This is a genomic window from Cupriavidus sp. 30B13 (assembly GCF_049059565.2).
GTDB lineage: Bacteria > Pseudomonadota > Gammaproteobacteria > Burkholderiales > Burkholderiaceae > Cupriavidus.
This window is the reverse complement of record NZ_CP188223.1, coordinates 3,963,043-3,980,863: the sequence shown is the minus strand read 5'-3', so window position 1 is coordinate 3,980,863 and position 17,821 is coordinate 3,963,043. Positions and strand designations below refer to the sequence as shown.

Below are 17,821 nucleotides of genomic sequence, written 5' to 3'. Positions count from 1 at the left end.
ACAGGCGGCCCGCGCGGCGGAGCGCTCCGCTGCGCGAAAGACGCCGGCTGCGATGCTGCCGGCGGCACTGGACAGGCGAAGAAGCGCAAGACCTTGGACTACCGCTTCCGCCGGGCCGGAGCATACCTTGCCTGTGTGACGAATTGGCGTCAATACGTATCTGTCTGACGACTGTCGCCGGGCGGCCTCCAGCCACGGCTGCAGGCGCCTTTGGCGACAGTTGGCGGGATGCTTTCCGGCGCATTCCGGCGGCCTCAGCGTTGCTCGGGCATGCGGTCGATGTCGCGCACCCAGACCACCCGGGTGGTGTTGGCGTTGCCCATCACTTCGCCGCGGTAGACCAGCGACACCTGCATGCGGGCGGCGCGCTCGTGGCGGATCAGGCCGTAGACCAGGAAATAGTGGGTGCGCACGTCGAGCGTGCTGGCGGCGCTGTTGGGGTCGGACTGCGGCGCCAGCGTGCGCAGCTGGGATTGCAGGTCGGACAGATTGTTGAAATAGGCGCGGTCGCGCTGGCGCACCAGTTCGCGCGCGCGGTCCAGCGGCAGCTTGTCGATCACCGCGGACAGCACCTCGGCCTCGGCGGTGTTGCCGTTGACCAGCGTGCGCTCGGGCAGCAGGTCGACGAAGGGCTCGAGCGCCGCCACGATGTCCGGCGTGTAGCCCGGGATGGCCAGCAGGTCGTCGACGCCGTCCGGCGCGCGCAGGCACGGCCGGCTGCTGCCGCCGCCGTCGCCGTCGCCGCCGCTGCCCATGGCCGCGTTGACCAGGTAGCTCGCGGTGGGCTCGGCCAGCGCGGCGTTCAGGCCCAGCGTCTGCAGCAGGCGGCGGTAGGTCGCCACGCTGGACGGGTCGACGGTGGCCACGCGGCCCTGCGACTCGCTGGCGCTCCACAGCACCAGGTTGCTGAGGTTGAAGCGCGCCTGCGCGTCCTGGATGCGGCCGGAGAGGAAGGAGGTCTCGCCTTCCTGGTCGGTGCGCAGCGCGGCGCCGAGGAAATCCGACAGCCGGGTCTCGGCGATGGGCACGGCCCAGGGCTCGCCCAACTGGTCCACGTTGGTGCGGCGCTGGTCGTCGCGCAGGATCAGGCGGGCCCAGTCGACCGCGGCGCGCTCGATCCAGGTGGCCTGGGCCAGCAGGCGCTGGTTCTCGATGGAGCGGATCTGCACCTGCTGGCGCCACAGCATGCCGGAAACCACCACCACCGCCAGCGTCACCACCAGCAGCGCGGTCACCACGGCGGCGCCGCGCTGGCGGCGGCGCGGCGCGAGGCGGCGGGACGGGCGGCGGGCGAGGGAGGGCGGGCGCATGCTCATAGGCCGGTCATGCAGATTTTCTGGAAATAGCGCGGCGCGTCGCCGTCGCCCATGCGCGCCGAGAGGCTGAGCTCGATGGCGCGCACCGCCGTGGTGGCCACGCCGAGGCTGACGCCCGCGGCGGAGGCGGCCACCGCGCTGGCGCTGGCATTGCCGCTGAGCAGGGCCGCGGCGATGCGGCCGTTCTCGGACTGCCAGCCGCCCGGCTCCACCCACGCGCGTGCCGACAGGCCGTCGGCGTCGCCCACCAGCGGGCGCACCAGGTTGCCGCCGCCGCCGGCCTGGCGCAGCGCCTGCAGCGCGGCCTGCACCGCGCCGCGGCTGTCCGCCGGCGGGCTGGCCGCGCGCACCACGGTGTCGCCGTCGAGGCGGTAGGCCACCACCTGCCACTGGGTGGGGCGGCCCTCGTCGCGGCGGTCGCGCACCATCAACAGCTGGCCGTTGCCGATCTCTACCGGGCTGCGCTGCAGCAGCGCGGGGCTGGAAAGGTGCTCGCAGTCGGACTGGAACTGCCCGTACAACAGCTTGAGCGTGTTGAGGCGCTGGTCGTGGTCGGTCAGGCGCTCGCGGCTGCGCGTCATGGCGTCCAGGCCGCGCCAGGCGATCACGGCGATCACGGCCAGCAGGGTGATGGCCACCAGCATTTCCAGCAGCGTGAAGCCGCGCGTGCCGGTGCCCGCGCGCGCGCGCGGTCCGGGCCGCCGTTCAGAGCAGGTTGCGCGTTTCATTGGGAACGATGGTGACGAGCCAGGCCAGGCGCACGGATTTGTCGGCGTCCGACGGGTAGACCGCGATCTCGACGCGGCGGAACGACGGGTTGGGCGTGCCCGAGACGGTTTCCTCGCAGTACAGCAGCACGCCGCCCTGCGGGCAGGCATAGCCGCGCGTGCCCGGCTCCGGCCACGTCTTGGACAGGCGCAGCGTGGCGAGGTGGTTCTCGGCGCTCCACTCGGCCAGCATGCGCGTCTGCAGTGCGCTGCCGGCCTCGATCATCGAGCCCATCGCGCGCATGGCGGCGGTCAGCGCCACGGCCAGGATGGTCAGCGCGACCAGCACTTCGATCAGGGTGAAGCCGCGCCGGGCGCGGCCCGGGCGGCGGCGGGCGGGCGGGCGCGTCATGGCGTGCTGGCGAAATAGCGGCCGGTGCCGTCGCCGGCCACGTCCACGCGGATGTCGCCGCGCACCAGCACCACGTGCTGGGGGCCGTCGATCAGCTCGCGCCCGAACACCAGGCGCGTGCCGTTGTTGCCGCGGCCGCCCTCGGTCACGGCCACGCTGTCCAGGCGCAGGCGCCAGCTGGCGGGGGCGAACACATCGGTGGTGAACGCCGTCCAGCCGGCCGGCGTGGCCTGCAGGAAGCGCCAGCCGGTGACATCGGCTTCCCAGGCGATCGGGCGCGCGCGCAGTTGCGCCTCTTCCTGCGCCAGCTCGAACAGGCGCGCGATGCGCTGGCCGTCGTCGAGCACGCGGCCGCGCTCGTTGGGCGAGGCGTTGACGGCGACCAGCGAGATCACGATGCCGGCGATCACCATCACCACCAGCAACTCCAGCAGGGTGAAGCCGTGGCTGCCGGGCTGGCGCCGGCGGCCTTGCGGCCCGGGGGTCATGGCTGCACGCCTGCCGTGGTCATGGGCGATGCGTCCTTATTCCCAGTTGCCGATGTCGGCGTCGTTGGCGCTGCCGCCGGCCTGGCCGTCGGCACCGAAGCTGAACACGTCGATCTCGCCGCGCACGCCCGGGTTCAGGTACTGGTAGGGATGGCCCCAGGGGTCCTTGGGCAGCTTTTCCAGGTAGCCGCCGCCCTTCCAGTTGTTGGGGATGGGCTCGGTGGTGGGCCGGGCCACCAGCGCGGCCAGGCCCTGCTCGGTGGTGGGGTAGCGGCTGTTGTCGAGGCGGTACAGCTTGAGCGCCTGCATGATCGACGAGATATCCTGGCGCGCGGCCACGATGCGGGCCTCGTCGGGGCGGCTCATGATCTTGGGCACCACCAGCGCGGCCAGCACGCCGAGGATCACGATCACGACCATGATCTCGATCAGCGTGAAGCCGCGCGCCTGGCGGCGGGACCGGGAACGGGAAGGGCGGCGGAAAGAATCGGAATCGGAGAAACTGGCAGCGAACCTACGCATCATGGATAGCCTATTTGGAATATCTGGTGCAGCGCCGGACCCCGGACGCGGGGGCGCTGCGGCTGGCCGGACAGTATAACCGCCACTTGATGACGGCTTTGTGAGCGGGTGCTCGCGCAAGCGGCCAGCCCCGCGCGGCGTGCCGGCGAGGGGCAGACAGTTGTCACGCGGCTCTGGTAGGCTTGGCGCTTTCCCCCCTTTTGCAGCCCGCTGCAGCTCCGTCCCGTGCAACTTTCCATGCGGCCCGCCTTTCGCTTCAACCCCGCCGGCCTCTGGCTGCCGCGCCTGGCGGCGCTGGTGCTGTTCGTCGCGCTGTGCGCGCTGGCCACGCGCTGGGTGCTGACCTTCAGCGCCATGAAGACCATTCCCGTACCGCGCACCGCGCGCGTGGCGCAGACCGAGGCGGTGGAGACCGGCGCCGCCGGCACGCTGTTCGGCGGCGCCGCGCAGTCCGGCGTGCGCGACGTGCAGCTGATCGGCGTGGTTGCCGAGATCGGCCGCGGCGGCGGCGGCGCCGGCGCGGCCATTCTCTCGCTCGACGGCGGCCCGCCCAAGGCGGTGCGCGCGGGCACCGCGCTGTCGCCGCAGTTGCGGCTGGTGGAAATCCGCGACCGCGGCGTGGTGATCGAGCGCAACGGCGTGCGCCAGGAAATCGCGCTGCCGGTGCCGGCCATCGTCACGCGCGGCGCGGCGGCGCCCGCGCAGCCGGCGCTGCCGGCCGGCGCCGCGGCGCCGCTGTCCACGCCGATGCCGGTGCCGGCCGCTCCCGTTCCCGTGCCGCAGCAATCGCTGCCGGGGCAGGCCGTCAACGCGCAGGGCGAGCCGGCTTCCGCCAAGGACTGAGCCTCGCGCGCGGCGGCGCATATATTTACCAATGCTTTCAGCGGTTTACGGGAACGCCGCCCAACTGTGAGCCGCGTAACAACGTATTAGAGGACCCAACTTTCGCGCCTGCCTTGCGTTCTAATCCGTACCAGTCCACCGAGACGAAAAAGGAGCAAAGACATGCAAGGCAATCTCAAGACGCGTTCGATCCGGAATTTCATGGCCGCTTCGGCGGTGTTCCTGGCGATGGGCGGCACGGCTTTCGCGCAGACCGCGGCGCCCGCGCCGGCCACGCCGGCCACGCCGGCACCTGGCGCGCAAGGCGCCATGCGCCATCATATGGGGCACGGCGGCGGCATATGGCTGAAGTCGCTCGACACCGACGGCGACGGCACCATCTCCAAGGCCGAGGTCGATGCGCTGTTCGACAAGATCGACACCAACCACGACGGCAAGCTCGACAAGAGCGAACTCGCGGCCTATCGCAAGACCATGAGGGAGCAGCGCCGCGCGGCGATGCAGGCCGACTTCGAGGCGCGCTTCAAGGCCGCCGACAAGAACGGCGACGGCGCGCTGACCAAGGCGGAAGTCCAGGCCGGTTTCCCGCGCCTGGCCAAGCGCTTCGACCAGCTCGACGCCAACCACGACGGCAAGCTGACCATGGACGAGATCCGTGCCGCCATGCAGAAGATGCACGACCAATGGCGCCAGCAGCACCGCAACCCGGCCAACCCGGCAACGCCTTCGAGCCGCGGCGGCTGATCCGGTCCAGGCGGGAACCCGCGGCGGCCGGCGCCGCGGACATCGGAAAGCGCGACCTGCACGGTCGCGCTTTTTTTCTTGCGGCGGCGGCCCGCGCCGCTGGCCTTGGCACCATCCTTGCCTTCCCAACGCTCGCGTCCCGGATGCCCGGTTCCAGTGCACGGCGGCCGAAATTCCGCTTTGCCGTCGCCGCTGTTTTCAGGGGAGGCGCGGCGGCCGCGTGGGAGGAGCGCGGCGCCGCCGGGGAGAACGAATGCCGGCCACGAGGTCCGGAAGCACACAAAAAATTGCATACTTGTGCACAGCTTGCTAAATTTGCGCAAAAAAATTGCCGTCAAACATATTGCGGAGCAACAATATCGTGAGCAAGGTGGAGCTGGACAAGATCGACAGGAAGATCCTGGAGGTATTGCAGACCAACGGGAGACTGACCAACCTGGAAGTGGCCGAGCGCGTGAACCTGTCGCCGAGCCCTTGCCTGAGACGCATCCGGCGGCTGGAGGAGATCGGCGTGATCCGCCAGTACGCGGCGCTGCTGGAGCCGGGCAGGATCGGGCTGGGGCTGCTGGCCTACATCAACGTACGGCTCGAGAAGCACGGCGGCGCGCCCAAGGGCAAGGCGCCGCTGGACCTGTTCCGCGCCGCCATCGCGATCTGGCCGGAAGTGGCCGCGTGCCATGCGATGACCGGGGAGATGGACCTGCTGCTGAAGGTCTACGTGGAAGACATGGAGCACTTCGCGCGCTTCATGAAGGACCACCTGCTGGCGCATCCGGCGGTGATCGACGTGCGCTCGAGCTTCGCGCTGGAGTGCATCAAGGACACCACCGCGCTGCCGGTGATGGGCGGCTGAGCGCCGCGGTGCCCGTGCGCCAATGAAAATGGCGCGCCGGGCGGGCGCGCCATCGGGGCTGGAGCCAGAGGCTGGAGCCAGAATCGGGGACGAGGTCAGGCCGTGCGTTTCTGCGGCAGCATCGAGCGCCAGAAGCGCAGGCCGAAGCGGCGCGCGTCGCGCAGGTTGCGGCGGACCATGTAGTCGAGGTCGGCCACCTGCTCGTCGAGCGCCTCGGTCAGGCGGCTGACGGTATCGGCCGGCGGCAGCTCCAGGTAGGCATCGGCCTCGCCGTAGGCGTACTGCACCTTCATGCCGGCCTTCTTGGCGATGTGCATCATGGCGGCGTTGCGCGACAGGCAGTGCATGTACAGCGTGCGCACGTTGCTGTTGCGGCCGTGCATGGCGGCGCGCTCGAACAGGGCGCTGCCGATGCCGCGCCCGCGCGCGCTCTGCGACACCGACACGCCGAACTCGGCCACGCGGCCCTGGGTGTTGTCGCGCAGGTTGGCGAAGTGGCCCACGCCGATCAGTTCGAGGTGCTCGTCGTAGACGCCGAACACGGTGTCGTGGTCGAAGTCGATGCTGTCGACATAGGCCTCGATCACATGGTCGCCGACCGACTGGCCGAAACGGAGCAGGCGATCCTCCTCGCCCAGGGCGAGGAAATGCTTGAGCAGGCGCGAGCGATGATGCGCGGCCAGCTCGCGCACCAGCGTGGTGGGGCGATGCGAGGCTTGCGCGGCTGCGGATGCACGGCGGAGATCTTCGTCGGATACGGCCCCGACGGCCTTGCTCAGTTCGAGCGGATTCACTTTGTTTTCCTTGCGACGTATTCAGGTATAAAAATAGCACTCAGCAGGTGTTCGGCCACGCACTTTCGGCGCCGGACCCAGTGCGGGAGGCTGCGAAAAGCCGGGCCCGAGGGCAAACACTATCTTGCTGCATTGCAAAAAGTATTGTAGTGGAATTGTCAGCCTGACGTAAGGTTCCAGGGTGTGCCAGTTGGCCGCATTTTGTAATTTTTGTTTATCATCAATTAAATCAAAGGCTTAGTGTGTGATTCATGGTGCCGTCGGGCACCGCGGGTGTGGATTTGTTGCAACGCCGCATACCGGTCACCTGCCGCGCCGCATGCCGGCGGCACCGGACTTCGCTGCGGCAGGAGCCGCCCGAGCCACCTCCGCATGTGAGTCTTCGTTCTCTTACCTGTTGCGATGCCGTCGTTCCGGCGGGCGCCGCACGCTTTCCAGGACATTTCGTGGACCCCAAGGCAGAGCCTCCGATCCTCGTCATCTATGCCCATCCCAGGCCGCGCCTGTCGCGCGTCAACCAGCCGCTGGCCTCCGCCCTGCGGGCGCTGCCCGCGGTCACCGTGCACGATCTCTATGCCCGCTACACCGACTACGACATCGACGTGGTCGAGGAGCAGCGCGCGCTGGCGCGCGCCGCCACGCTGGTGCTGCAATTCCCGGTGCAGTGGTACAGCGTGCCGGCGCTGCTCAAGCTGTGGATGGATGAAGTGCTGGAGAGCGGCTGGGCCTATGGCCCGGGCGGCACCGCGCTGCGCGGCAAGTCCATGCTGGTGGCCGCCAGCACCGGCGGCCATGCCGATTCCTACGGGCCCGACGGCACGCACGGCCACGGCATCGACGAATACATGCTGCCGCTGGCGCAGACCGCCGTGCTGTGCGGCATGAACTGGCTGGCGCCGCTGGTGCTGCATGACGCCAATCAGGTGGACAAGGACGCGCTGGCCGGCCATATCGCCCGCGTGTCCGGCGTGCTCGGCGCCGCCGGCGTCGCGACGGACTGAAGGGGCGCGCCATGGAACAACACGATTTCCTGGTGGCCCTGGTGGTTTTCCTGGTCGCGGCGGTGGTGGCGGTGCCGCTGGCGCGCCGCTTCGGGCTGGGCGCGGTGCTGGGCTACCTGCTGGCCGGGGTGGCGATCGGCCCCTGGGCGCTGCGCCTGGTCACCAACGTCGACTCCATCCTGCATTTCTCCGAGTTCGGCGTGGTGCTGATGATGTTCGTGATTGGCCTCGAGCTGGAGCCCAAGAAGCTGTGGGAGCTGCGCCGCGTGATCTTCGGCTACGGCGGCGCCCAGATGGCGGCCTGCGCCGTGCTGATCGGCGGCGCCGCCACGCTGGTGGGCGCGCCGTGGCAGGTGGCGCTGGTGGCGGGGCTCGGGCTGGCGCTGTCGTCCACCGCCATCGCGCTGGCCACGCTGACCGAGCGCAACCTGTTCGGCACGCCGGCTGGCGCCGCCGGCTTCGGCATCCTGCTGTTCCAGGACATTGCCGCGATCCCGATGATCGCGTTGCTGCCGCTGCTCGCGGCCGGCGGCGCGCAGGCCGGCGCGGCCGCGGCGTCCGGCGCGGCGGGCTGGCTCGGCGCGGCCAAGGCGGTCGGCGTGATCGGCGCGGTGGTGGCAGGCGGGCGCTACCTGGTGCGCCCGGCGCTGAACTTCATCGCGCGCACCGACATGCGCGAGATGTTCACCGCCTTCGCGCTGCTGCTGGTGGTGGGCATCGCGCTGATGATGGACGCGGTGGGCCTGTCGATGGCGCTGGGCACCTTCCTCGCCGGCGTGCTGCTGGCGGACTCGGAGTACCGGCACGCGCTCGAGGCCGACCTGGAGCCGTTCAAGGGCCTGCTGCTGGGGCTGTTCTTCATGGCGGTCGGCATGTCGATCGACTTCGGCGTGCTGATGCAGGCGCCGGGCACGGTGGCGGCGCTGGTGGCCGGGCTGGTGCTGCTCAAGACCGCGGTGCTGGCCTTGCTGGCGCCGCGCTTCGGCATCGCGCACGGCCAGCGGCTGCTGTTCGCGCTGCTGGTCTCGCAGGGCGGCGAGTTCGCCTTCGTGGTGTTCGGCGTGGCCGGCGGCGCCGGCCTGCTGCCGCCGCGCACCGAGGCGCTGCTGGTGCTGGTGGTGGCGCTGTCGATGGTGGCCACGCCGCTGCTGCTGCTGGCCTACGACCGGCTGGTGGCGCCGCGGCTGGCGAAGCTGGCGCGGCGCCCGGACGACGTGATCGCGCCGCAGGACAACCCGGTGCTGATCGCCGGCTTCGGCCGCTTCGGCCAGATCATCGGCCGCCTGCTCTACGCGCAGGGCATCGGGGTGACCGTGCTGGACCACGATCCCGACCAGATCGAATTCCTGCGCCGCTACGATTTCAAGGTGTTCTACGGCGATGCCACGCGCATGGACCTGCTGGAATCGGCCGGCGCCGAGCGCGCGCGCATCCTGGTGGTGGCCATCGACGGGATGGAGGACAGCCTGGCGCTGATCGACAGTGTGCGCAAGCGCTTCCCGCACCTGCGCATCTATGCGCGCGCGCGCCACGTCTCGCACGTCTACCAGCTCAAGGACCGCGGCGTGGAACTGTTCGAGCGCGAGGTCTTCGAAGGATCGCTGCGGCTGGGCCGCGGCGTGCTGGAAGGGCTGGGCTACGACCCGGTCGAGGCGCGCTCGGTGGCGCTTCGCTTTCGCCGCCACAACATCGCCGCCATCGAACGCTTCTACCCGCACTACACGGACCAGAAGAAGCTGGTCTCGCTGGCGCGCCAGGCGCGCGACGAGCTCGAGGAAATGTTCCGCCAGGACCGCGACCAGCGCCGGCGCCGGGAGGAGGAGGACTGGTCCTGACGCGCGCCGCGGGGTGGCGTCGTGCGGCGCGCCGGCTGGCGTGCCGGGCGGCGTTCTAGGCGGCGCCGCGCGGCGCGTCCGGCAGGCCGCCCGCGAGCAGGTCGATCACCATCTCGGCGAAGTCGGCATAGGACAGCTTGCCGCCCGGCTTGAGCCAGGTGAAGGTCCAGTTGATCATGCCGAACACCGTCATGGTCAGCGCCGCCTGGTTGTCGCGGGTGACGCGCTCCGGATAGGCGCGGCGCAACTGGCGCGAGAACGCGGCCACCACGTCGCGCTCGCGCTTGAGGATCTGGTCGCGCTGCTCGTCGGCGAGGAACTTGACGTCGTTGATGAGCGCGACGTGGCGGGTTTGCGAGGTTTCGTACTCGGCCAGGAAAGCGCGGATCAGGTTGGCGAAGGTCTCCTGCTCGCTGCGCCCGCGGCGTTCGGCCTCGGCTTCCACCTCGGTCACGATCAGCATCAGCCGGCGCGTGTAGCGGTCGAGCAGGTCGAACAGGATCGCTTCCTTGCTCTCGTAGTAGTGATAGAGGCGCGCCTTGGAGGTGCCGCAGGCGGCGGCCAGGTCGGCCATGGAGGTGCTGGGATAGCTGCTGGCGGCGAACGCGGTGGCTGCCAGGTCCAGGATCTGCTCGCGCTGCGCCTCGAAATCGGGTGCCTTGGTACGGGCCATGTAAACGTCCGCTTATAACCGCTTGTTTTGGGCCTGTCGGGTTGGTCGGGCTGAATGGGCTGGAACGGAGCTGAACGGGCCGGTCGTGCCTTGTGCGGGCGCCTCGGCTTATTCGCCGCCGGCGGACAGATTGCGGCGCAGCTCGCAGGTTTGCAGCGAGTCGGCATTGCCGCGCAGCACCAGCTGCCCGGCGCCGATCAGCTCGCGGCAGCGCCAGAACACGAACCAGTCGCTGGCCAGCAGGCCTTCGATCGCGCCCATCACCGCTCCCACCACCTGCTCGGCCGGCGCCCATTCCAGCGGGGCGCGCTCCAGGATCACGTCGTCCACCGTGTGATACGCGGCCGGCACCAGCGTGTTGCCCTTCCACAGGCGCACGTCGGCGTTTTCCTTGACGTTCTGCTGCCACTCGTAGCCGAGCCGGCCCAGGCGCAGCACCGAGACCGGCGCAATGGTGGAAAAGCGCCGCGCCAGGCGGGCCGCGGGATACATGCCGATGGCGGCCAGGTTGCCGCGCGCGGGCGTTTCGAGCTCGCGCAGGTCCATCGCCACCTCGTTGATGCGCTGTGGCGACTGGTAGAGATGGAATACCACCCGGCGCAGCATCAACTGGTCGGACGCGCTCTGGCCATGCCAGATGGCGATCTCGGTTTCTTCCTTGCGCAGGGCATGCAATTGATCGAGCGCCTGCTGCATCTCGGCGGCGAAGTCGATGTCGCTGCGCGGTGCCACGCGCTGCCAGAAGCCCGAGCGGATGAGGCCGCTGCCGTCGACGTCGGCGATCGGGCCGACGGCAAGGTCGTCGCGCAGCACGACCACCGGGTCGGGCCGGGCGGCCTGGGCGAGGGCTTGCCGCAGCGTGTTGCCCGCTACGTCACCGTTGACGACATGAATATATTGCATGGCGTGATTGTATATGGATGCGCGGCGCGGCTGCTTCCATTTTAATCACACCGCCGGCCACGCCGGCGCGGTGTGGCGGCCGCCTTGGTTCGCCACCGCGCGCTCGCGCCGGCACGCCTTGCCGGCACCGCGCCTAGCCGCGCGGCGCGTCTCGCAGCATGGCCGCGAGCGCCGCGCGGAGTTCGGCCAGCGCGCCGTCCCAGTCGCGCAGCGCGGGCTGGCGGAACAGGCGCATGCCCGGGTACCACGGCGAGTCGGTGCGCTCCAGCAGCCAGCGCCAGTCGGGCGAGAACGGCAGCAGCAGCCAGACCGGCTTGCCGAGCGCGCCGGCCAGATGGGCGACGGCGGTATCGACGCTGATGACGAGGTCGAGGTTGTCGATGAGGGCGGCGGTGTCGGCGAAGCTGGCGAGCTCGTCCGATACGTCCAGCAGTTGCGGCAGGTCTTCGAGCGTGGCGCGGTCCGCCGCGCGCACCTCTTTCTGCAGGCAGATGAAGCTGGCATCGGCGGCAAGCACGGGCCGCAACTGTTCCAGCTTCAGCGAGCGGTGGCGGTCGTTGGGGTGCCAGGTGCTGCCCGACCAGACCACGCCGATGCGCGGCCGGCGGCCGGTGGCGAGGGCGGACTCCAGCCGCGCGCGCCAGGCGGCGCTGCGCTCGGGGTCCGCGCGCAGGCGGGGCGCCGGCGGAATGGTCGCCAGGCTGGTGCGGAAGGCGAGCGGCAGGCTCATCAGCGGACAATGGCAGTCGAACGCCGGCAGCGGGTCGCCTTCGGCAACCAGCTCGGCAACGCCGGGCAGACCTTGCAGCAGCGGCACCAGCGCCGGCTGCACCTGCAGGATCACGCGCGCACCGAGGGCCGCCACGGCCGGTACGTAGCGGATGAACTGGATGGTGTCGCCGAAGCCCTGCTCGTTGTGCAGCACGATGGCCTTGCCGGCCAGGCTGCCTTCGCCCAGCCAGGGCTTGCCGGGCAGCCGGTGCACGGGGCTGCCGTCCAGCCAGCGCCATTCGTACTCGCGCCAGCCGTGGTCGAAGACGCCCATCAGCAGGTTGGTCTGGGCGCGGTTGCAGCGCGCCAGCGCATCGTTGGCGTCCAGCGTGACGGCCTTCTTGAACTGGCGCATGGCCTCGTCGAAGCGATGCAGGTCGCGCAACGCCACGCCCAGGTTGACGTAGCCGCCGGAGAAATTCGGCCGCAACGCGATGGCGCGCTGGTAGCAGTCGATCTCGTCGGCGAAGCGTTCCAGCTCGCCCAGCGCCTTGCCCTTGTTGTAGAGCGCCTCGAAACTGTTCGGGCGCAGCCTCAGCGCTGCGTCGAAGGCCGCCACGGCCGCCGCCGCGTCGCCCGCTGCCGCGTGGGACAGGCCCAGGTCGTGATGCGCCTCGAAAAAGTAAGGCCGCAATGCCACCGCCTGCGAGAAGGCGGCGATGGCCGCCTCGTGCTCGCCCAGCTTCTGGCGCGCCACCGCCAGGTTGTAGTGCAGCTCGGGCGACCCCGCGCCCGCCCGCGCGGCACTTTCGAGATGGGCCGCCGCGGTCCGGAAATCGCCCTGGTTGCCCGCGGCCAGCCCCAGCAGCTCGAGGGCGCCGCCGTGGCCGGGTTCCTGCGCCAGCAGGGCTTCCAGCCCCGCGCGGGCGCCGGCGAAATCCCCGCTGGCGAGGCGCTGGCGGGCTTGGTTGATGACTTGAGTCTGATCCATTGGCAAACGCTGTGGCCGAGCAAGGGGGCAATTATGCAATGCGCGCTTCCTGACGGGGGCGGCGCCCGCGGGGCAAAACCGGCGATTCGCCGAACTCCGGGCGCCTACGGGTGCAGACGGCGACGCCGCTGGCCGCGGCGCGGGCCTCGCCGGCAAGTGCCGTGCGAGGCGAGTACTATCGATAGCGGCCGGCGCACTGGCGCCGGCATCACTTCCTGCGATTTCCCATGGAGCTAACTGCAATGACGAATGCGGCATACAAGAAGATCGTGGTAGCGGTGGACGGCAGTGCCACCTCGGACCTGGCGCTGACCGAAGCGATCCGCCTGGCCGTGGGCGGCGAGGCGCAGGTGCTTGCCCTGTACGTCGTGGACAACAGCCAGATGCTGTTCGATGCCGCCTACTATGATCCGACGCCGATCCAGCAGGCGCTGACCGAGAGCGGCGAACGCGCGCTCGCGGCGGCCGCCAGGCGGCTCGAGGCAGAGAAAGTGAAGTACGAGGCGAGGCTGGTGAATGAGCCCACCACTGTCGGCGATATCGCGGCGTCCATCAACGAAGCCGCGGCCGCATGGGGCGCGGACGTGATCGTGATCGGTACCCACGGCCGGCGCGGGGTGCGCAGGCTGGTGCTGGGAAGCGTGGCGGAGTCGGTGATCCGCCAGGCCAGCGTGCCGGTCCTGCTGGTCCGCGGCCAGGCGGCGGAAGGCTAGCGGCAGCGCGCGGGGGCGCGCCCGCTCGGCTTGGCCCGCGTTATCCCGCGAAGCGGATATGGCCGCTGCGCAGCACGATTTCCTTGGCCTGGGTCAGTTCGAACAGGCCTTGGGCGATGTGCTCGATGCGCTGGCGGTTGCTGGTGAAGGCCCGGACCAGGTCCTCTTCGCGCGGCGAGCGGGCGCCGAAGTGCGTCTCGAGCGCTTCGGCCGTGATCGAGTAGAGCGTCGGCTTGCCGTTCACCGTGGCGGGGCACGACAGGGTAAGGCTGGCCGCGCAATAGGCGGGAACGCTGCGGGGAAATGAGATCTCGGGCATGGCGCGCCTCACACCGGTCGCTGAGGGATGCCACCATTCTAGGAGATCGCGGCGCGCAGCGATGCCGCCTCGCGCCGCCCGATGCGGCGTGCTTGACGGCCGTCAACCGGGATGGGGCACCCGCCGCCCGCCTGCCGCGGCGTGTCCAGCCGCCAGCCGGCCGATGGCGGCGACCGCCGCATCGGCCGCGTCTGCCTGGGCGGCGGCAAAGGCGGCTTGCTCGAGCAGGAAGCGGTCCAGCGGGGGCGCGGCCGCCGCGCCCCCGGCCGAATTCGCCGCGGCCGTCCGTGCCGGCGCGTTTTCGCCAGGATGCGCCGCCAGCGCCGACAGCCGCCCCGCCAGCATCTGCAGCGCGCCCTGCGTGCCGGGCAGCGGCGCGCCGGCGCCGGCTTCCGCTTCCAGCCCGGCACGCACCACGCCGGCCAGCGCGGCCATGCGCCGCGCGCTCAGGTGAAGCCCGGCATAGGCGGTCGCCAGTTCGGGGCCGAGTTCCGCTTGCGCCTGTTGCAGCGTGAGTTCGGCCCGCGCCGAAGTCCGGCCCGCGGCGATGCGCAGGGACTCCAGGCGGGCGGGCGTGGGGGCCGGCGAGCGCGTGGGCGACGTCGTGAACGCGCCGGCGCCGGCAAAGGCCGCGCGCAGATACACGGCATTGGCGGCGAGTGTCTCGATGCTGTGCCGGTGCACCCGCGACAGTTCGGCGCGCGGCGCCAGCACGTAGTAGCTGGCCAGCGCGATCAGGCAGCCGAGCGCGGTGTCGATGCCGCGCAAGGCGGCGAAATGGCTGCTGTCCGCCGCCGGCGCTCCCACCCACGAGAACAGGATCACGGCCGGCGTCAGGAAGAAGGCGAACAGCGCCGGGCTGCCGGCGAGCCGGAATACGTAGGCGGCGGCCAGGCACGCCGCGCTGATCGCCAGCGCCAGCAGGGGGGCCGGGTGGGCCAGGCCGATCGCGCAGGCCATCAGCGCGCCTGCCAGCGAGCCGGCGAAGCGCAGGAACGAAATCCGGCGCGTGGTCTGCAGTTGCGGACTCAGCACCATGATGACGGTGACGGCCACCCAGTAGCCATGATCCACGCGCAGCAGTTGCGCGGGCAGCAGGCTCAGGCTGCCGGCCAGCGCCAGCCGCACGGCGTGGCGCGCCACGCGGGCGTCGCGTGCCGTGTGTTCGGACAGAGTGGCGCGCCAGCGCTGCCAGCGTTGCCGGAAGGCGCGGCGCGGCCGGCGGTGCGCGCCGTGCCAGGCGGCGAAGGCCGGATAGCGGGACAGGGCGGCCAGCGCCGACTGATACAGCGCCGGCGCGGCGGCATTGACCAGCGGCGCGTGCAGGCGCCGCAGTTCGTGGGCCAGCGCGGCGCACAGCGAAAGCAGGTCCGGCGCGGTCCGGGCCAGGGCTTCCTCCACTTGCAGGCGCATATCGGCGACGCAGCGCTGCAGGTGTTGCAGCGGCAGCGTGGTGGCGCTGCCCCTGGCGGCGGGATCCGCGGCGGTGGTGTCCATGCGGCCGCGCAGTTCGGCAGCGACGATCAGCAGCGCGAAGATGGCATCGGCCAGGCTGACGACGTAGGCATAGCGCATCCGCGCCAGCGGGTCGCGCAGGCTGCGGCGCGCGCCGATGGCAAGATGCGCCGCCTCGATCCGCTCCCGTATGTCGCGCTTGCAGGCGGCCGCATCGCCTACCGGGCCGGGGCCGGCAAGCTCGGTGGCAAAGCGCAGCAGGGCGTCGAAGACCGCCATGACTTCGGCGCGCGGACGCCGGTCGGGCTCGGAAGGGACCAGCACCAGGCACATCAGGCAGGCGAATATGCCGCCGAGCAGGAACTCCTGGCTGCGTTCGAACACGTGCGCCGCCAGCCCGGTATCTCCGGCCGGCAGCAGGCAGGCGGCGATCAGGATCACGTAAAGCAGCTTGGCGGAGAGCGCCGGCACCGGCCCGCGGGTTTCCGCCAGGCCCACCGCCAGCCCGGCTGCGGCGACCACGGCGAGCGCCGCCCATGGAGAGCCGGCCACCGCCGCGCCCAGCGCGCACGCCGCCGTGCCGCCCACGCCGACCGAACCGAGCGCCGAGATCCGGTCGCTGGCGGTGCCGGTCCGGTCCGCCAGGCAGGTCCAGAGCGAAGCCGTGGCGGCCCACAGGTATCCCGGCTGGTCCGTCAGCCAGCCCGTGCCGGCCAGGATCAGGAACGCACAGGCGTAGACCAGCCCCCTTTGCAGCATCGGGGCGTCGGGCCGGGGCAGGTGCGGCGTGGAGAACATGTCGACGAAAGCGAGGCGGGGGCGCCGCCGATACAAAAGGATGGATTGACTCTAAGTCACGGCATGTTGCGATGCAACATATGGCGTCGTTTCCGCTGTTTTGCACTGCTCCGGTGCGGTACTGCCTTGCGGCGGTGCGGAATATGGGAGGTCCGCGCCCAAGTGGGGCAGAGCGGCGCTTTCGTTGCCAACACTCGACGTTTCAAAGAGAAATGCCGGGGGCAGGGCCGAATTTCGGGCAAAAAAAACCCGCGCAGTTCATGCGCGGGTTGGAATCCACCGAGGTGGTGGAGGAGACAGACTCCACTATATACGGTTTGTTGCGACGCACCAAGCGCCGTGTTGTCCAAGCGTGTATTACTTCACAAACATGTTGCTTTTGAGCAACGAAATTTGCGCTTTTCGGGCGGGGCCGGTTTTTTTAGGTTCCCTTGCTTGGCATTCGGGCGCCGGCCGGTGATCGTGCCCACGGCATTCAGGTGAAGAAGACGTAGGCAATGGCTACCGCCGCACACAGCCCGGCGAGGTCGGCGAACAAGGCGCAGGCGAGCGCGTGCCGCGTGTTGCGGACGTTGACGCTGCCGAAATAGACGGCAAGCACATAGAAGGTGGTTTCGGTCGATCCCTGGATGATCGCGGCCAGCTTGCCCTGGAACGAGGCGACGCCATAGGTATTCATCACATCGATCATCAGCCCGCGCGCGCCCGCGCCCGAGAGGATCTTCATCAGGCCGACCGGCAGCGCGGGCACGAATGCCGTGTCCAGCCCAAGCCAGGCAAAGCCGGCGGCAAGTCCCCGCATCAGCACGTCCATGCATCCGGTCACGCGGAACAGGCCGATTGCCACCAGGATCGCGACCAGATAGGGAATGATCTGCACGGCCACGCCGAAGCCCTCCTTGGCGCCGTCGACGAACGCATCGTAGACATTGACGCCACGCAGGGCGCCGCACGCCAGGAAGACCACGATCAATGTGAGGATAGAGCCGCTGCCGACCAGCGCGGTGAGCGAGCTGACCTGCTCCGGCGGCGCGTGGCGCAGCCACACGAAAAGGCCGCCGACCGCGGCGGCCAGCACGCCGAAGGTACCCAGCACGGCTGGCTTGAGCAGGCTGAGCCGCTGCGCCCAGGCCACGGCGAGCAGGCCCGCCATGCAAGAGACGAAGGTGGCCAGCAGGGTGGGCAGGAAGATGTCGGCCGCATTGAAGCCCGCCAGGCCCTGCTTGACGGCGATGGCCTGCCGCATGGCGATCACCGAGGTGGGAATCAAGGTCAGCCCGGCCGTGTTCAGCACGATGAACATGATCTGCGCATCGCTGGCCGTATCGGGGTGCGCATTCAGCGTCTGCAATTCCCGCATGGCATTCAGGCCGAGCGGGGTGGCTGCGTTGTCGAGGCCTAGCATGTTCGCCGAGACATTCATCATCATGGCGCCCTGGGCCGGATGGCCCTGCGGCACGCCCGGAAAAAAATGGCGCAGCAGTGGGCTGACGGCGCGCGCAAAGACATCCACCACGCCGGCGCGCTCGCCGATGCGCATGATGCCCAGCCACAGGCTCATCACGCCGGCCAATCCCAGGGAAATCTCGAACGCGGTACGCGCGCTGTCGAAGAGGCTGGCCAGCATGGCGGGGAACACCGCGGTATCGCCGAGCACCAGGCGAATGCAGGCGACGATGAAGGCCAGCAGGAAAAAAGACAGCCAGACGATATTCAGTGCCATCGGTGCGTCGGGTTTGGAGA

General features: G+C 70.0%; 18 protein-coding genes. 6 read left to right on the top strand and 12 right to left on the bottom strand.

Features of this window, described 5'->3' with window-relative positions; translation table 11 throughout:
* Positions 1-254: 254 nt before the first annotated feature.
* From gspK to gspG, 5 genes are read right to left on the bottom strand one after another with little or no spacing between them, the layout of a single operon-like run.
* On the bottom strand, positions 255-1,310 hold the full coding sequence (gene gspK, locus ACKI2N_RS18390; RefSeq protein ID WP_420996034.1) for a type II secretion system minor pseudopilin GspK: 1,056 nt from the start codon (positions 1,308-1,310) through the stop codon (positions 255-257).
* Between the two features lie 2 nt (positions 1,311-1,312).
* The gene (locus ACKI2N_RS18385; RefSeq protein ID WP_420996033.1) at positions 1,313-2,044 is read right to left on the bottom strand and encodes a PulJ/GspJ family protein; all 732 of its coding nucleotides are present in this window, start codon (positions 2,042-2,044) and stop codon (positions 1,313-1,315) included.
* Positions 2,022-2,435, bottom strand: coding sequence for a type II secretion system minor pseudopilin GspI (gene gspI, locus ACKI2N_RS18380; RefSeq protein ID WP_420996032.1), 414 nt, complete (start codon positions 2,433-2,435; stop codon positions 2,022-2,024). Before gspI ends, ACKI2N_RS18385 begins: the two co-directional genes overlap by 23 nt.
* Positions 2,432-2,923, bottom strand: a complete 492-nt coding sequence (locus ACKI2N_RS18375) for a GspH/FimT family pseudopilin (RefSeq protein ID WP_420996031.1) — start codon at positions 2,921-2,923, stop codon at positions 2,432-2,434. The genes gspI and ACKI2N_RS18375 overlap by 4 nt, the downstream gene beginning before the upstream one ends.
* Before the next feature lie 36 nt (positions 2,924-2,959).
* Positions 2,960-3,445, bottom strand: coding sequence for a type II secretion system major pseudopilin GspG (gene gspG / locus ACKI2N_RS18370; RefSeq protein ID WP_420996144.1), 486 nt, complete (start codon positions 3,443-3,445; stop codon positions 2,960-2,962).
* Between the two features lie 237 nt (positions 3,446-3,682).
* Here gspG and ACKI2N_RS18365 point away from each other — a divergent pair, with 237 nt between their 5' ends.
* The 3 genes from ACKI2N_RS18365 to ACKI2N_RS18355 all read left to right on the top strand — a co-directional run bounded on the left by ACKI2N_RS18365 (position 3,683) and on the right by ACKI2N_RS18355 (position 5,885).
* Positions 3,683-4,288 carry a hypothetical protein gene (locus ACKI2N_RS18365; RefSeq protein WP_420996030.1) on the top strand — a complete coding sequence of 202 codons (606 nt, stop codon included), beginning with the start codon at positions 3,683-3,685 and terminating at the stop codon, positions 4,286-4,288.
* Between the two features lie 162 nt (positions 4,289-4,450).
* The gene (locus tag ACKI2N_RS18360; protein ID WP_420996029.1) at positions 4,451-5,032 is read left to right on the top strand and encodes an EF-hand domain-containing protein; all 582 of its coding nucleotides are present in this window, start codon (positions 4,451-4,453) and stop codon (positions 5,030-5,032) included.
* A 361-nt stretch (positions 5,033-5,393) separates the two neighbouring features.
* Positions 5,394-5,885, top strand: coding sequence for an Lrp/AsnC family transcriptional regulator (locus ACKI2N_RS18355; RefSeq protein ID WP_420996028.1), 492 nt, complete (start codon positions 5,394-5,396; stop codon positions 5,883-5,885).
* A 95-nt stretch (positions 5,886-5,980) separates the two neighbouring features.
* On the opposite strand, the gene ACKI2N_RS18350 is transcribed toward ACKI2N_RS18355, so the two are convergent.
* The gene (locus ACKI2N_RS18350; protein WP_420996027.1) at positions 5,981-6,679 is read right to left on the bottom strand and encodes a GNAT family N-acetyltransferase; all 699 of its coding nucleotides are present in this window, start codon (positions 6,677-6,679) and stop codon (positions 5,981-5,983) included.
* A gap of 446 nt (positions 6,680-7,125) precedes the next feature.
* Here ACKI2N_RS18350 and ACKI2N_RS18345 point away from each other — a divergent pair, with 446 nt between their 5' ends.
* Together ACKI2N_RS18345 and kefC are read left to right on the top strand one after the other, a co-directional pair.
* Positions 7,126-7,680, top strand: a complete 555-nt coding sequence (locus tag ACKI2N_RS18345) for an NAD(P)H-dependent oxidoreductase (RefSeq protein WP_426990111.1) — start codon at positions 7,126-7,128, stop codon at positions 7,678-7,680.
* A gap of 11 nt (positions 7,681-7,691) precedes the next feature.
* Entirely contained in the window at positions 7,692-9,515 is a 1,824-nt protein-coding gene (kefC, locus tag ACKI2N_RS18340) for a glutathione-regulated potassium-efflux system protein KefC (RefSeq protein WP_420996025.1), read from the top strand.
* Between the two features lie 55 nt (positions 9,516-9,570).
* Here kefC and ACKI2N_RS18335 read toward each other — a convergent pair whose 3' ends face one another.
* From ACKI2N_RS18335 to ACKI2N_RS18325, 3 genes are all read right to left on the bottom strand, one after another.
* The gene (locus ACKI2N_RS18335) at positions 9,571-10,188 is read right to left on the bottom strand and encodes a TetR/AcrR family transcriptional regulator (RefSeq protein WP_420996024.1); all 618 of its coding nucleotides are present in this window, start codon (positions 10,186-10,188) and stop codon (positions 9,571-9,573) included.
* A gap of 108 nt (positions 10,189-10,296) precedes the next feature.
* Positions 10,297-11,091, bottom strand: a complete 795-nt coding sequence (locus ACKI2N_RS18330) for a DUF1835 domain-containing protein (protein ID WP_420996023.1) — start codon at positions 11,089-11,091, stop codon at positions 10,297-10,299.
* Positions 11,092-11,224: 133 nt separating this feature from the next.
* On the bottom strand, positions 11,225-12,793 hold the full coding sequence (locus tag ACKI2N_RS18325) for a tetratricopeptide repeat protein (RefSeq protein ID WP_420996022.1): 1,569 nt from the start codon (positions 12,791-12,793) through the stop codon (positions 11,225-11,227).
* Between the two features lie 242 nt (positions 12,794-13,035).
* On the opposite strand from ACKI2N_RS18325, the gene ACKI2N_RS18320 reads away from it, so the two are divergent.
* On the top strand, positions 13,036-13,506 hold the full coding sequence (locus ACKI2N_RS18320) for a universal stress protein (protein WP_420996021.1): 471 nt from the start codon (positions 13,036-13,038) through the stop codon (positions 13,504-13,506).
* Between the two features lie 40 nt (positions 13,507-13,546).
* Here the strand turns inward: ACKI2N_RS18320 and ACKI2N_RS18315 are convergent, their stop codons facing one another.
* The 3 genes from ACKI2N_RS18315 to ACKI2N_RS18305 form a co-directional block, all read right to left on the bottom strand.
* Positions 13,547-13,825 carry a DUF1488 domain-containing protein gene (locus ACKI2N_RS18315; RefSeq protein ID WP_420996020.1) on the bottom strand — a complete coding sequence of 93 codons (279 nt, stop codon included), beginning with the start codon at positions 13,823-13,825 and terminating at the stop codon, positions 13,547-13,549.
* A gap of 102 nt (positions 13,826-13,927) precedes the next feature.
* Entirely contained in the window at positions 13,928-16,078 is a 2,151-nt protein-coding gene (locus tag ACKI2N_RS18310; protein ID WP_420996019.1) for an FUSC family protein, read from the bottom strand.
* Between the two features lie 475 nt (positions 16,079-16,553).
* Positions 16,554-17,801: a nucleoside recognition domain-containing protein gene (locus tag ACKI2N_RS18305; RefSeq protein WP_420996018.1), complete on the bottom strand. Its 1,248-nt coding sequence runs from the start codon at positions 17,799-17,801 to the stop codon at positions 16,554-16,556.
* Positions 17,802-17,821 lie beyond the last annotated feature (20 nt).

Bases quoted from the DNA above. Each gene is read 5' to 3' on its own strand.
- gspK (WP_420996034.1), bottom strand. From the start codon at position 1,310: ATGCGCCCGCCCTCCCTCGCCCGCCGCCCGTCCCGCCGCCTCGCGCCG.
- ACKI2N_RS18385 (WP_420996033.1), bottom strand. From the start codon at position 2,044: ATGAAACGCGCAACCTGCTCTGAACGGCGGCCCGGACCGCGCGCGCGC.
- gspI (WP_420996032.1), bottom strand. From the start codon at position 2,435: ATGACGCGCCCGCCCGCCCGCCGCCGCCCGGGCCGCGCCCGGCGCGGC.
- ACKI2N_RS18375 (WP_420996031.1), bottom strand. From the start codon at position 2,923: ATGACCCCCGGGCCGCAAGGCCGCCGGCGCCAGCCCGGCAGCCACGGC.
- gspG (WP_420996144.1), bottom strand. From the start codon at position 3,445: ATGCGTAGGTTCGCTGCCAGTTTCTCCGATTCCGATTCTTTCCGCCGC.
- ACKI2N_RS18365 (WP_420996030.1), top strand. From the start codon at position 3,683: ATGCGGCCCGCCTTTCGCTTCAACCCCGCCGGCCTCTGGCTGCCGCGC.
- ACKI2N_RS18360 (WP_420996029.1), top strand. From the start codon at position 4,451: ATGCAAGGCAATCTCAAGACGCGTTCGATCCGGAATTTCATGGCCGCT.
- kefC (WP_420996025.1), top strand. From the start codon at position 7,692: ATGGAACAACACGATTTCCTGGTGGCCCTGGTGGTTTTCCTGGTCGCG.
- ACKI2N_RS18335 (WP_420996024.1), bottom strand. From the start codon at position 10,188: ATGGCCCGTACCAAGGCACCCGATTTCGAGGCGCAGCGCGAGCAGATC.
- ACKI2N_RS18330 (WP_420996023.1), bottom strand. From the start codon at position 11,091: ATGCAATATATTCATGTCGTCAACGGTGACGTAGCGGGCAACACGCTG.
- ACKI2N_RS18325 (WP_420996022.1), bottom strand. From the start codon at position 12,793: ATGGATCAGACTCAAGTCATCAACCAAGCCCGCCAGCGCCTCGCCAGC.
- ACKI2N_RS18320 (WP_420996021.1), top strand. From the start codon at position 13,036: ATGACGAATGCGGCATACAAGAAGATCGTGGTAGCGGTGGACGGCAGT.
- ACKI2N_RS18315 (WP_420996020.1), bottom strand. From the start codon at position 13,825: ATGCCCGAGATCTCATTTCCCCGCAGCGTTCCCGCCTATTGCGCGGCC.
- ACKI2N_RS18310 (WP_420996019.1), bottom strand. From the start codon at position 16,078: ATGTTCTCCACGCCGCACCTGCCCCGGCCCGACGCCCCGATGCTGCAA.
- ACKI2N_RS18305 (WP_420996018.1), bottom strand. From the start codon at position 17,801: ATGGCACTGAATATCGTCTGGCTGTCTTTTTTCCTGCTGGCCTTCATC.